General features: G+C 50.8%; 12 protein-coding genes. All 12 read right to left on the bottom strand.

Features of this window, described 5'->3' with window-relative positions:
- Positions 1 to 80: 80 nt before the first annotated feature.
- Positions 81 to 1,640, bottom strand: coding sequence for a tRNA (N6-isopentenyl adenosine(37)-C2)-methylthiotransferase MiaB (miaB, locus tag AC3RCL_RS10555; RefSeq protein WP_492535335.1), 1,560 nt, complete (start codon positions 1,638 to 1,640; stop codon positions 81 to 83).
- 302 nt (positions 1,641 to 1,942) lie between these two features.
- Positions 1,943 to 2,515, bottom strand: coding sequence for a phosphate propanoyltransferase (gene pduL, locus AC3RCL_RS10550; RefSeq protein ID WP_096774477.1), 573 nt, complete (start codon positions 2,513 to 2,515; stop codon positions 1,943 to 1,945).
- Positions 2,516 to 2,678: 163 nt separating this feature from the next.
- Entirely contained in the window at positions 2,679 to 3,650 is a 972-nt protein-coding gene (locus AC3RCL_RS10545; protein WP_213579175.1) for a dipeptidase, read from the bottom strand.
- 89 nt (positions 3,651 to 3,739) lie between these two features.
- Positions 3,740 to 4,000, bottom strand: a complete 261-nt coding sequence (locus AC3RCL_RS10540) for a stage V sporulation protein S (RefSeq protein ID WP_006211249.1) — start codon at positions 3,998 to 4,000, stop codon at positions 3,740 to 3,742.
- A 129-nt stretch (positions 4,001 to 4,129) separates the two neighbouring features.
- Positions 4,130 to 4,924 (bottom strand): TIGR00282 family metallophosphoesterase, encoded by a 795-nt coding sequence (locus AC3RCL_RS10535; protein ID WP_176502442.1) that lies wholly within the window; start codon positions 4,922 to 4,924, stop codon positions 4,130 to 4,132.
- A gap of 147 nt (positions 4,925 to 5,071) precedes the next feature.
- A complete protein-coding gene (rny, locus tag AC3RCL_RS10530) occupies positions 5,072 to 6,613 on the bottom strand; it encodes a ribonuclease Y (RefSeq protein ID WP_009589303.1) in 1,542 nt (513 codons plus the stop codon).
- Between the two features lie 366 nt (positions 6,614 to 6,979).
- The gene (locus AC3RCL_RS10525) at positions 6,980 to 7,717 is read right to left on the bottom strand and encodes a regulatory protein RecX (RefSeq protein WP_492535334.1); all 738 of its coding nucleotides are present in this window, start codon (positions 7,715 to 7,717) and stop codon (positions 6,980 to 6,982) included.
- Between the two features lie 139 nt (positions 7,718 to 7,856).
- On the bottom strand, positions 7,857 to 8,918 hold the full coding sequence (gene recA, locus AC3RCL_RS10520; protein WP_277746374.1) for a recombinase RecA: 1,062 nt from the start codon (positions 8,916 to 8,918) through the stop codon (positions 7,857 to 7,859).
- A gap of 286 nt (positions 8,919 to 9,204) precedes the next feature.
- Positions 9,205 to 10,467, bottom strand: a complete 1,263-nt coding sequence (locus AC3RCL_RS10515) for a competence/damage-inducible protein A (protein WP_036659261.1) — start codon at positions 10,465 to 10,467, stop codon at positions 9,205 to 9,207.
- A gap of 101 nt (positions 10,468 to 10,568) precedes the next feature.
- Complete coding sequence (gene pgsA, locus AC3RCL_RS10510; protein WP_009589313.1) at positions 10,569 to 11,156, bottom strand: CDP-diacylglycerol--glycerol-3-phosphate 3-phosphatidyltransferase; 588 nt, start codon at positions 11,154 to 11,156, stop codon at positions 10,569 to 10,571.
- Positions 11,157 to 11,420: 264 nt separating this feature from the next.
- Positions 11,421 to 11,912: a YajQ family cyclic di-GMP-binding protein gene (locus AC3RCL_RS10505; protein ID WP_009589306.1), complete on the bottom strand. Its 492-nt coding sequence runs from the start codon at positions 11,910 to 11,912 to the stop codon at positions 11,421 to 11,423.
- Between the two features lie 151 nt (positions 11,913 to 12,063).
- A complete protein-coding gene (locus AC3RCL_RS10500; protein WP_009589315.1) occupies positions 12,064 to 12,237 on the bottom strand; it encodes a hypothetical protein in 174 nt (57 codons plus the stop codon).
- Positions 12,238 to 12,290 lie beyond the last annotated feature (53 nt).

Below are 12,290 nucleotides of genomic sequence, written 5' to 3'. Positions count from 1 at the left end.
ATCATCTATATGGGTATATGCAGGCATGGATCCATTGCGGTAACGGTCTATGCTGCATTGGCATGCTTCTTGCCCCTCCATTATACCGCATCTGAGGCAGGAATCGCGTCCGGGATCATATCCCCTTTGATATACCAGGTCTTCGTATCCGTGATCCGTACATTCACGAAGCTGCCTACGAGTTCCGTTGAGCCTTCAAAATGCACCAGCTTGTTCGTGCGCGTGCGTCCGGACAGCATGGAATCATTGTTCTTGCTGACTCCTTCTACCAGGACCTCCACCGTAGATCCAAGCAGCCTGTCGTTGCTCTTGCGGCTGTATTCATTAATGGCGGCGTTCAAGCGCTGCAGACGCTCGCTCTTAACCTCCATCGGCACGTTATCCTCCATCACCGCTGCCGGCGTTCCTTCGCGCGGAGAATAAATAAAGGTATACGCAGAGTCATAACCTACTTCCCGTACCAGGGACAGCGTCTCCTCAAACTGCTCATCAGTTTCGCCGGGGAAACCGACAATGATGTCGGTGGTGAACGCTACATTGGGAATCGCCTTCTTAATCTTATGTGCCAGTTCCAAATACGACTCGCGGGTATATTTCCGGCTCATTTTCTTGAGCACTTGCGAGCTTCCCGACTGCACCGGCAGATGAATATGCTCCACCAGGTTGCCGCCCTTCGCCAGCACCTCGATCAGATGATCGTCGAAGTCCCTTGGATGGGATGTCGTGAAGCGAACGCGCGGGATATCGATTTTGTGAATATCATCCATCAGATCGCCGAAGCGATACTGGATATCTTCAAAATCTTTGCCGTACGCATTCACGTTTTGACCGAGCAGCGTAATTTCCTTATACCCTTGACGGGCCAATTCGCGAACCTCGGCAATGACGTCCTCCGGACGCCGGCTGCGTTCCTTGCCGCGGGTGTAAGGGACGATGCAGTATGTACAGAATTTATCACAGCCGTACATAATGTTGACCCAGCCGCGGAGACCTTCTCTTTTCTTCGGAAGATTCTCGACAATGTCGCCTTCCTTGGACCACACTTCAACCACCATTTCCTTGCTGAAGAGCGCTTCCTGAATCAAGTGAGGCAGACGATGTACGTTATGCGTGCCGAAGATCAGATCCACGAAGCCGTGCTTTTGGAGAATTCGATTCACGACCGATTCTTCCTGCGACATGCAGCCGCAAACCCCAAGCAGCATATCCGGCTTTTCCGTCTTCAGATGCTTCAGGTGGCCGAGTTCGCCAAACACCTTGTCCTCCGCATTCTCACGAATGGCACATGTGTTGAGCAAAATGATGTCCGCCTGCTTGCGATCCTCGGTTGCCCGGTAGCCCATCTGCTCCAGCAATCCCTTAATCGTCTCGGAATCATGCTCATTCATCTGGCATCCGTACGTATACACGATGTAATGCTTGCCAGCCCCGATGCTTCGGAACTCCTCAGGCAGCTCGGTATCGTACAGGACTTCGACACTCTGTTTGCCGCGTTGTTTTTCCTGTCTATGATTAGGCTCCGAAAGAATGTTGATTTCCCGGCCGTTGATGCGAATTCTCTTCCCGTGTTCGTCTTCCGAGAGAACTTTGGCTCCTGAAAAATCAAAATACTTGGAGTAGTCCTTACTTTCTTTGGACATGCTAGGTCACTCCTTAGATCCGCAAAATCTCTGGTTTACATGACAATATTGCTTAATAGGCACTGTTTTAAATTATATCATGATCTTTATGCCTAAGCTACCACCCTGGTGCTATTAGAGCGTTCCTTGGCCGTTGATTTTCTTCTCCGCATGTTCGGCAGCACGCCGCCCGTAAACTTGGAATTTCCAAAAAAGAGCCTGGCATCGATGAATCGATCCAGGCTCTTCTTGACTGCGAACTTGTAAAAGCTGCGCATGCGTGACACATACAGTATGTTCTTATGGCTTTCTAAAGCCGCGGATTAATCAATAATTTCAGCAGTGTCTCCGGTTTTGGCGCCGGCTGCGTTGGCCTCATCGGTGTCGATGTGCATGTCGAGCGCAAAATTGTCGGATACGCGGGCAATGACGTTCTCCAGCACGAGGCCGCGTTCGCCGCCTAGGCGCACTTTGAGCAGGTCCTTGTCCTTGATGCCCCACTGCTCCGCATCGGATGTATGGAAGTGAATATGACGAGCGGCCACGATGACGCCTTCGTCCACCGTTACTTCACCTGCCGGGCCTTTAATCGTGATTCCCGGGGTTCCGGCAATGTTTCCGGATTCGCGAACGGGTGCTTTCACGCCGATGGCAAAAGAATCCGTACGGGAAATTTCCAGTTGGGTTGCAGGACGCGCAGGTCCCAATATTCTTACTTTATCGAATTGTCCCTTCGTTCCAATGACCGCTACCGTTTCGTTGGCCGCGAATTGTCCTGGCTGGGACAAAGGTTTGAACTCTGTAAGTTGATATCCAGGGCCGAACAATGCCTCAATATGCTCTTGGGTTAAATGAATATGGCGGGCGGATACACCCACGGGTACAGTTTTACTCATCTGTCTCACTCCTTGTTTTTCTCTATATGCTGTACATGCCATCACCTATTATACTCTCTATTACCCAAAAATAAAAAGGCAACCCGCGTGTTTCAGGCCGCCTTCTTTGGTTTCTTGCGCGATCTGCAACAGGATTGTCATAGTTATCCTCGAATCCAGGATGTTATGCGTCATGTTCATCTTCTTGAACCGGGGATGCAGGCAAATGCTGTTCAAGAAAACGCAGCGGATTATCCGACATCCAGCCTTTAACCGTCGATTCGGGATAAAACTTGAGCAGCAGCTCCTGAAAATCCGGATACCGGCCCGGATGCTCCAGCCCTTCGATCCACTGATCGATTCCGTCGAAATCCGACCCGAACATGATGTGCTTCTCTCCGCCCAGCTCACAAATCTTCTCGATGTGCGGCAGGACGTCCTCCGGCGTCACGCGCTGGACACCGCTGCGGATAAACCAGGGCACAAACGTGATGCCGATCATGCCGTTTAACGCTATCAGTGCCCGTATCTGTTCATCGCTCAAATTCCGGGGATGCGGGCAAATGGAGTAGGCATTGGAATGCGAAGCAATGACGGGCCGCTGAGTCAGCTCCGCCAGTTCCCAGAAACCGGCCTGGGACAGATGGGACACATCCAGAATGATGCCTGTTCTATGACATTGCTCGATCAGCTGACGTCCCCGTTCCGTAAACCCGCCGTTTCGCTGCTCCAGCACGCCATCCGCTGCCCAGTTGGCATAATTCCAGGTAACTCCCATCAATCGTACGCCCATATCAAATAAAAGCTGAACATAATACAGATTGCCCTCCAGCCCGTCAACGCCTTCCAGCGACAGGACGCCGTACCGCTCCGTTTTGCGTTGTCTCATCTCCCGGACTTGTTCCCGCCAGAGCAGGGGCTTCAAATGACCCGCGTTCACGATGCGGCTTCGGAATACATCCAATTGGGCCAGCACGCGCTCAAAGGAGGGCCTCCCGAATTTTTCCGACAAGAACACAGCGAATACCTGAAGCGCCAGATCCCCGTGCTCCAAACGCTGCATCGTTACATCCAAATGCGGGCCGTCCACAAAAGAGGCTTTGGGATCTTCCCACATTTTGCTCAAAACATCGCAGTGAAAATCAACCGTCCGCATCGTGCTGCTCATCCCCCTTCTGACCTGTCACAGCAAAAAGCCTGTTTACGCTAAGCAGAGTAAACAGGCTCATCCTCAACATTCGAAATTTATCTAGGTTCCACGATCAATTTAATTGCCGTCCGGTCTTCGCCATCAATCACAATATCCGTAAAAGCAGGGATGCATATCAGATCCACCCCGCTCGGTGCTACAAATCCCCGGGCAATCGCTACCGCTTTAATGGCCTGGTTCAGTGCTCCCGCCCCAATCGCTTGCAGTTCCGCTCCGCCCCGCTCCCGAAGAACTCCAGCGAGCGCCCCTGCAACCGAATTAGGATTGGATTTTGCTGAAACTTTTAATACTTCCATGGTAAGTACCTCCCCTGGGAATGTTGAGTGATGGTTTGCTTCCGCTTACTAGATGTTATTCGTGAGAGGGGAAAAAATTCCTGCTTTTTACCATCCGTACCTAATTTAATTAAACGGATTTTGACGTTTTTAATCCATCCGCCATTCATCTTCGTACATGCGGATTTTCTGGATCTTCCGGGCTTTTCCCGTCTCCTCATCCATGTCCACGCATACGGCGTGGAACTGCCATTTGCCTTCGTCGACCTGGAAACGGGCAGGAAGCTGGGTCTTGAATTTATACATGACCGCATCGCGCTGCATGCCGAGGATGCCTTCCTTGGAGCCCACCATGCCGGTATCCGTAATGTATGCCGTTCCTCCCGGGAGTATGGTATCGTCATTGCTCTGCACGTGGGTGTGCGTGCCGACCACCATCGAGGCACGGCCTTCCAGATGCCATCCCATGGCAATTTTCTCCGAGGTCGCTTCAGCATGAAAATCCACAAGGATGCATTTGTGCTTCTGGCGCAGTGTATCCACGATGTCATCGGCGGCCCGGAACGGGCAATCGATGGCTGGCAGGAATGTCCGTCCCTGCAGATTCACGATCGCCAGCTGTTTGCCGTTCGCTTTAATGACGGTGTATCCGCGGCCGGGCGTGCCGGGCGGAAAGTTCGCCGGGCGAACCATGCGGGGTTCGTCGTCGATGAATTCAAATATATCCTTGTTATCCCACGTGTGGTTTCCCAAGGTGATGCCATGAATGCCCCAATTGAAAAATTCATTGGCGATGGCCGAGGTGATGCCGCGTCCTGAAGCCGCATTCTCCCCATTGGCAATAATGATGTGCGGATTATATTTGGACTTCAGCTCCGGAAGGGAAGCTTTCAGCGCCTTGCGTCCTGTGCTGCCGACAATGTCTCCGATGAATAATACTTTGATGTCAATCACTCCTTCAGGGGAGCCTGTCCTGTCCTGACTTGATCCCAGGCAGGTCGGTTCCCGATTCATGGATAGTCCGATATGTATTTTCGGATATCTTAAAGATAAAAAGTGGCCGGAATGCGGCCACTTTTTAAGGTCCAAACTCTATTTCGCGTAATCGACCGCACGGGTTTCCCGGATAACGGTGACTTTAATATGACCCGGATAATCCAGTTCATTTTCAATCGTTTTGGTAATGTCGCGTGCCAAGCGGAATGCTTCGGCATCGTCGATTTTTTCCGGCTGTACCATGACGCGAACTTCACGTCCTGCTTGAATGGCGTAGGATTTCTCAACGCCTTCAAAGGATTCGGAAATTTCCTCGAGCTTCTCAAGACGACGGATGTACGTCTCAAGCGTCTCTCTGCGTGCTCCCGGTCTGGCAGCGGACAATGCGTCGGCTGCGCCCACCAGCATGGCGATAACCGAAGTTGCTTCGCAATCACCGTGATGGGAGGCAATGCTGTTGATAACCACCGGATGTTCCTTATACTTCTTCGCCAGCTCCACGCCGATTTCAACGTGCGATCCTTCCACTTCATGATCCAGCGCTTTACCGATGTCATGCAACAGTCCTGCCCGTTTCGCAAGCACGATGTCTTCGCCCAGTTCGCCGGCCATCAGGCCAGTCAAATAGGCCACTTCCATGGAGTGTTTCAACACATTTTGTCCATAGCTCGTACGGAATTTCAGTCGACCCAAAATTTTGATCAAATCCGGATGCAAACCGTGTACGCCAACCTCGAAAGTGGCTTGTTCCCCATACTCGCGAATGCGTTCGTCCACTTCCTTGCGGGATTTCTCCACCATTTCTTCGATACGAGCCGGATGAATCCGTCCGTCCGCCACGAGCTTTTCCAAAGCCGTACGGGCAATTTCACGGCGAATCGGATCAAATCCGGACAGAATGACAGCTTCCGGAGTATCATCGATAATAAGGTCAATCCCTGTAAGGGTCTCAAGCGCACGAATGTTTCGGCCTTCACGTCCGATAATCCGGCCTTTCATTTCTTCGTTCGGCAAGGTGACAACAGAAACCGTGGTCTCAGCTACGTGATCAGCCGCACAGCGTTGAATAGCCAGCGTGATGATCTCGCGTGATTTCTTATCTGCTTCTTCCTTCGCCTGCTGCTCGATTTCTTTGATCATCTGAGCGGTTTCATGACGAACTTCTTGCTCGACATTGCTGAGAATGATGCTGCGGGCATCCTCCATCGTCAGGTTGGAGATGCGCTCCAGTTCTGTCGTTTGCTTCTTGTAAATTGCATCGATTTGCTGCTGGGTTTCCTCTATTCGTTTCTCTTTGTTCGCCACTTGTTCTTCTTTACGTTCCAAAGATTCTATTTTTTTATCCAGCGACTCTTCCTTTTGCAACAATCTGCGCTCCTGCCGTTGAATTTCATTCCGGCGCTCGCGAGTGTCTTTTTCAGCTTCGGCTCTGATTTTATGAACTTCGTCTTTAGCTTCGAGAACCGTTTCTTTCTTCAATGCTTCTGCTTCCTTCTTCGCACTTTCGACGATCTGCAAAGCGGCATGCTCGGCACTGGAAATTTTAGCTTCTGCAAGGGATTTGCGAATAAAATAACCGAACCCAAAGAATATAGCGGCTACAGCGAGAACGATTATGATCCAGATCCAAGTTTCCATCTGTTCACCTCCTCGTTGTTTCCTCCAAGGCATTCCTTGGGAAAATGTGCAATTGTCAGGTTACTCATTCATACATAAAATTTTCCGGCAGTGGAAGCTGCCGTCCATACTGCGCACGCCATAATGATCGTACGCAAATCCCGCCTTAGCCAGCGGAATACATTTCACTATGAATTGGCGATTTAAGAATCTTTCACAAAGTAGTCACTTTTTTGGAAGGAAAAAGGATTCTAATTTATGATAAAAAGATTCATATTTATTTTAGTATTTATAAAAAGATATTGTCAAGGGAAAGCAATGGGTAAACGTCAGTTTCATCCAGTGAAACCATTTCTTTTAGCGAAAAAATGCACACCTGCTTGTGCTTTATTCAAAATCATACGGCTCTTCGTCCCATTCGCCTTTCTCCTGCTCCTCTTCGATCAGAATTTTGAGTGCCTGGCGCACAGGCTCTCCCCCAAAACCCCTACGCATTAAATATGCTCCGGTTTTACGTTTGCGATCCAGCAGCTCTCCTTGGGTTTGCTGCCATTTTTTTCGTCCCACGGCCAGGCAGCTCTCCAACTCCGATTCTGCGCTGATCTCGCCCAAAGCCTCCGAGATCAGCTCGGTGCCGATTCCCTTCTGCCTCAGCTCCTGCTTAACCCACAGCCGTCCCTTCTTATGGCTGGTCATGCGCTGCTCTACCCACATCTTAGCGTACAGCGCGTCATCCACCAGCTTGTCCTTCTCGAGGCGTTCCAGCGTCGTCTCCACGCTGCTGGGCTCGAACCCCTTTTGCTGCAAACGCTGCGTGATCTCTTGCGTCGTCCTTGGTTTCCGCGCCAAATGATTCAGCGCTTCCACGTAAGCCCGCTGCCGCTCATCTGCCACGACAATCTCCTGCAGCTCTTCCTTTCGAAAAACATTTCCCTTTAACATGCGATATTTAAGCATCACGTCTTCATGAACGGTCATAAGGTACGGACCGAACGCGATTTGATACCGGTGTTTGGGCTTTTTCAGCATTTCGACAGAGGTTATGACCAGATCCTCGTCTTCCGGAAAATGTCCAATTCCCGAGGAATCCGCCTGCCCCGACATTCCTTTATTCTCTATATCCATACGACGCTCCCTTCACGGCTGCACGCTTCTCGACACATCGTCAAGACCAATGATTCGGCAGAAATAAATGCAAAGAAGACCGTCTGGCGTTACCCACACCGGACGGTCCCCAACACTGTCATCGTTAATCAGCGATTTATTACTCTACCTTAAACAACTCTTGCTCTTCCAATTCCTCTTGTTCCTTCTCCTTATCGGAAGCCTCAGGAACAACCGTCGTCAGGTTACTCGCTTCACGGATCTTGTTCTCGATCACGCTGGCGATCTCCGGATTCTCCTTCAAGAACTGCTTCGCATTCTCGCGGCCTTGACCAAGACGGTCACCCGCATAAGAATACCATGCTCCGCTCTTATCCACGATATCCAGTTCCGTACCGATATCGATCAGGCTTCCCTCTCTAGAGATGCCTTCGCCGTACATAATATCAAGCTCGGCCTGTTTGAAAGGTGGAGCTACCTTGTTCTTAACAACCTTAATCCGTGTGCGGTTACCCACCACATCGTTGCCCATTTTGATGCTCTCAATTCGACGCACGTCCAAACGAACCGTGGAATAGAACTTCAGAGCACGTCCGCCTGGGGTTGTTTCAGGGTTACCGAACATAACGCCAACCTTCTCGCGAAGCTGGTTGATAAAGATGGCAATCGTTTTCGACTTATTGATGGCACCCGACAATTTACGAAGAGCCTGGGACATCAGACGGGCTTGCAGACCCACGTGGGAATCACCCATGTCACCTTCGATCTCGGCTTTCGGTACAAGCGCGGCAACCGAGTCAATAACGATCACATCGACGGCGCCGCTCCGTACCAGAGCTTCCGCAATTTCCAGCGCCTGCTCGCCCGTATCCGGTTGGGAGAGCAGCAATTCATCAATGTTAACGCCCAATTTGTTTGCATAGGATGGATCCAGAGCATGCTCGGCATCAATAAATGCAGCTTGTCCGCCAGCCTTCTGAACCTCTGCGATAGCATGTAGGGCTACTGTTGTTTTACCGGAGGATTCCGGTCCGTACACTTCAATAATCCGGCCTCTAGGCAAGCCGCCGGTTCCTAAAGCTATATCCAATGCCAACGATCCGCTTGGCACAATCTCTACCTGCATATGGGTGGATTCACCCAGTTTCATGATGGAACCTTTTCCGAACTGTTTCTCTATCTGGCGAAGCGCCATTTCCAGCGCAGCACGACGATCTGACAATTGTTCCACAACCCTTCACTGTTGATAGTCTTATCATACCTTGTTTTGACACGTTTGCCAAGCTTTTTTTCGAACATACATTCGTTTTTTTATTCAGCTCCCCTTCCCGTTCATGCTCCGAACCCTATGTATAAAGAACAAGAACCGTGGCAACATCAATCGATATGCCACGGTTCTTCCGTATTTCCCATTATACTTGGAACGGTTCCTGAATTCAAGAACAGCTATTTAGCAAGGTGTAAATTTTTTACTTTTCCAAATACCCGGTCGCCTTTGGCCACGAAGCCTAAGCCTGCTCAGAGGCTACGAGACGCTGCCAAAGCCGATATAACAGCGCCTTGGTTGCGCGGAGCCGGATCGTTTCGCGGTTGCCTTGGAGGTTCAGCTCATGCACTTCCGTTTCTTTGCCCCTTTGGGACAATCCGATGTAGACCAGCCCTATAGGCTTGCGTTCCGCGTAACCCGGACCTGCCACGCCTGTCACCGATAAACCGAAGTCGCTGTCGGTTACCATCCGGACATGATCCGCAAGCGCTTCTGCAACCTCCGCACTGACGGCCCCCGGCGCATCGTCCCCCTCCAGCAGCGCATGCGGGATATGCACAAGCTTCTCCTTGATCTGGTTGGTGTAACAGATGATCCCCCCAAGAAACATCGATGCGCTTCCGGGAATGGAGGTCAGGGTCTCCGCTACAAGTCCTCCCGTGCAGCTCTCCGCCGCGCTCAGGGTCCAGCTTCGATCTGCCATCATGTCCACGATGACCTTTTCGATGGGCACATCCTCGTTGGCATACATAAATTCAGGCCCTCTCTCCCGGATCCTGGCTTCGAGTTCATTCAGCCGGACCATCGCCTCAGACTCGCTGGAGGCCTTCGTGGAGATGCGGACGGTGACCTCCCCATCCTTGGCATACAAAGCAATCGTCGGATCGGTCTGGGCCGTAATCAGATCCTCCAGGCGCTGATCCAGCGCGGACTCCCCGATGCCCGCGAATTTGAGCATCTTCGAATAGATGGGAAGCTCATCCGTGAGCACATGCTGCAGAAGCCAAGGCTTGGCCTCCTGCTCAAACATCGGCATCAATTCTTTGGGCGGCCCCGGCAAAACGATATAATGAGTGCCTTCATAGGATACCGCGTTCCCGACGGCCAGGCCTGTCTCGTTCGGAAGCGGGGTGCCTCCCTCGATGGCGAGAGCCTGGCGCCGATTGTTCTCGGTCATGACGGATCCCCGCTCATGAAAGAAGCGTTCAATCCGGTCCATGGCCATCCGGTCGATATGCAAGGAACGATTTAGAAAGGAAGCCAGCGCATCCTTCGTCAGATCGTCCTGCGTGGGACCGAGACCGCCGGACAGGAGTACAATATCGGCTCTGCTGCTGGACAGGCGCAAGGCCTCCTTGAGCCTCTCCAGGTTGTCCCCGACAACGGTTTGATAGTACACGTCGATCCCCATTGAAGCAAGCTGTCTGGACAAATACTGTGCGTTGGTATTCACGATCTGTCCGAGGAGAAGTTCTGTTCCAACTGCAATGATTTCTGCTTTCATGATTCATCGATCCTCCCGTATCTTCTATCTCTTCGTTAGTAGCTGCCTTCGTTATTCTTACCCGGCGGAAGAAAAAAGCAATAGGATGGCTCCTATTGCCGTTATGCCCCGGTACCTTTGAGAAGGTGCCTGTTCTGGACAAAATATTCGATTCCCGAATAGATCGTAATCAGCGCGGCAGCCCAGATCGCAATGACATCAAACGGAATCCCCAAAAATACAAACGGGAAATTGTTGATCAGAAGCGCGACAATCGCCACGATCTGAATCACCGTCTTGATTTTTCCGGATTGACCTGCTGCGACTACCGAACCTTCCAGAAGCGCAATTTGTCTCAAGCCAGTCACCGCAAATTCCCTGCTGATGATGACAACAGCAATCCAGGATTCGCATTTTCCCATCTCTACAAGCGATATGAGTATGGCAGCAACCAGCAGTTTGTCCGCCAGCGGATCCAGAAGTTTACCCAGATTCGTCACCATATTGTTTTTCCGGGCCAGATACCCGTCAATGCCGTCCGTGCTTGCAGCAAGTATGAATATCAGTGCCGCAATCAATTGGTTATAGGGCAGGACAAAATCATTCCACACAATGGGATCCGGATAAAAATCAAAATCCACCAGCAGGAAAATCATCATGACAGGGATCAAGCAAATGCGGGCCAACGTGATACGATTGGGTAAATTCATGGGGCAACCTCCCTTGCAACGGGTTGTCTTGTTAACTCGGCAGACCCTGCAGCGGTTATCCTTCTGCATGTCATCAGGGTCGCTCTTCCCAAGAGCCTAAAGGGTTTGAAGCGTGCATCGCTGTCTGTCATTTTCATCCCCCAGTAATCTATGTATACGTTAATCCTTATATATCGTTTTTTAGTATAATATTTCCGTTGACGCCCTGTCAAAAGAAACAAACCAGCCGAGCCCACCCCTTATTGCTTGGAGGGAGAGGAGCGTTTATTTAAAATTGGTGAATTGCAGATCCAAGGAAAGGTCCGCTTTGCGAAGCAGCTGCATGATCTGCTGAAGATCATCCTTGCTTTTTCCGGTTACCCGAATCTGGTCGCCTTGAATCTGGCTCTTGACCTTCAGCTTGGAATCACGGATCAAAATATTGATCTTTTTGGAATTCTCCTGGTCGATTCCCTGCTTCAAGGTCAGACGCTGACGGACGGTACCCATGGAAGCCGGCTCGATCTTACCGTACTCCACATTTTTAAGCGACAAGCCCCGCTTCACCATCTTGGTCTGCAAAATATCGATAACGGCGTTGAGTTTGTACTCGTCATCGGAGGCAATGACCAGCGCGTCCTTGTCCAGCTTCAAGCTGCTCTTGCTGCCCTTGAAGTCAAAACGGTTTTCGATCTCGCGCTCCGCTTGATTAACCGCATTGGTAAGTTCCTGCATATCCATTTTGGATACGATATCAAATGAGCTTTCTGAAGCCATGGTGAATCCTTCCTTTCATTTGGCGATAATGCTTCTATTATAGGTAAAACCGAGAGACAAGTCTAATCCTGCAAGGAATCCGAGATGGATCAGGAACGAAAAAGACTCCGCTTATCGCCAACATCATCCGGCGAAAACGAAGCCCGCTCCCTCAACTGCTAGCTTTCTCATCATGCACCGGACGGCGGAACATACTCAGTATGCCGAGTAAAATATGTGCCAGCCCAAAGCCTAATATGCCATACCCCCAGCTGCTCGGAATCAAATAATAGCCCAAGAGGCTGACGATAACGCCTAGTCCGAATATAATCCAATTGACCGTCACAGAGCATCACCTCTTTCGGGAAGTGAAATAACAGCATGCAGCTGCATGCTGTT

The sequence above is a fragment of the Paenibacillus sp. MT86 genome, from assembly GCF_058792535.1.
The sequence above is the reverse complement of the archived record's forward strand: the minus strand, read 5'-3'. Positions and strand labels throughout refer to the sequence as shown.